Raw genomic sequence first — 1,475 nt, 5'->3', positions numbered from 1 at the left:
GAGCCGGTGCATCACTGGTCGGCGCGTGGCGCCCGCGACCGGCGCATGGCGCTTTGGGCCGGCTTCGTCGTCGAAACGCCTGACAGCAAGCTCTATTTCGCCGGTGACACCGGCTTTCACAATGGCATCAACTACCGGCTGATGGCTGAGAAACATGGCGGTTTCCGCTTCGCCATCCTGCCGATCGGCGCCTATGAGCCGCGCTGGTTCATGGCGCCGCAGCACCAGAACCCCTGGGAAGCCGTGCAAGGCATGACACTGTGCAATGCCGCCCATGCCGCCGGCTGTCATTGGGGAACTTTCCAGCTCACTGACGAGCCGATCGACGAGCCGGCGCGCAAATTGACCGAGGCGCTTGACGATCAAGGCATCCCACGGCAGCGCTTTCGCGCCTTGCGGCCGGGCGAGGTATGGGATGTACCGGAGCACATAGTGCCCTGATCCGCATCGGTTTCGACGGAACCCCAGCGCGGCAACAGCGTTTTCATGCGGTTGAAAAATCTGTCGGGTTGCGAGGCATCGCCATGCTCAAATGGATCATCATCCTCCTGATCGTCGCCGCGGCGGCGAGCCTGCTCGGCATGCCGGCGCTGGCAGGTGCTGCCGCCACCGGCGCGCGCATCCTTATCGGCATCGTTCTGATCATCTTCCTGCTGGTGGTGCTGGGCATTTTCGCCGTCACGTGAGTCCGGCGCTTTCGCCGTGACCAAGCGGCTGCGCACTGGTAATTCCTGCCCGTTTCCGCCATATAGCGCCAAACGGACACGGAATTTCCGGAGCAATGGCCAGCACTGCCCCTTTCGCCAAGATGAACGGCATCGGCAACGAGATCATCGTTGCCGATATGCGCGGCCGTGCCGATCGAGTGACGGGGGCGGCGGCGATTGCGCTGAACGCCGATGCCGCGACCAGCTTCGACCAGATCATGGCGATCCACGACGCAAGGACGCCGGGCACCGCCTTTTTCATCGACATATTGAATTCCGACGGAACTGGCGCGCAGGCCTGCGGCAATGGCATGCGCTGCGTCGTCCAGGCGCTCGCCGCCGAGACCGGCCAGAAGATCTTCACCTTCGAAACCGTGGCGGGCATCCTCAATGCGCGCGAACATGCCGACGGCTCGATCTCGGTCGATATGGGCACGCCACGCTTCGGCTGGCAGGATATCCCGCTGGCCGAGGAATTCCGCGACACCCGCATGATCGAGCTGCAGATCGGCCCGATCGACGCGCCGGTGCTGCATTCCCCCTCGGTCGTCTCGATGGGCAATCCGCACGCCATCTTCTGGGTCGACAATGACGTCTGGTCCTATGAGCTCGACCGCTTCGGCCCGCTGCTCGAGAACCATCCGATGTTCCCCGAGCGCGCCAACATCACCATCGCTCAGGTTACTTCGCCCGAAACCATGATCATCCGCACCTGGGAGCGCGGCGCCGGACTGACCAAGGCCTGCGGCTCGGCCGCCTGCGCGGCCG

3 protein-coding genes are annotated in these 1,475 nt (G+C 64.0%); all 3 read left to right on the top strand.

What is annotated here, in order from left to right:
- Positions 1 to 441: MBL fold metallo-hydrolase (locus EOC06_RS37175; RefSeq protein WP_245470429.1), on the top strand; the 441-nt coding region annotated here is incomplete at its 5' end.
- 83 nt (positions 442 to 524) lie between these two features.
- Positions 525 to 686, top strand: coding sequence for a DUF1328 family protein (locus EOC06_RS37170; protein WP_013528842.1), 162 nt, complete (start codon positions 525 to 527; stop codon positions 684 to 686).
- A gap of 95 nt (positions 687 to 781) precedes the next feature.
- On the top strand, positions 782 to 1,475 hold a 694-nt coding region (dapF, locus tag EOC06_RS37165), incomplete at its 3' end, for a diaminopimelate epimerase (protein ID WP_128310110.1).

It is taken from the genome of Mesorhizobium sp. M7A.F.Ca.MR.362.00.0.0, from assembly GCF_004023175.1.
Classification (GTDB): Bacteria; Pseudomonadota; Alphaproteobacteria; order Rhizobiales; family Rhizobiaceae; genus Mesorhizobium.
This window is presented reverse-complemented; position numbering and strand designations above follow the sequence as displayed.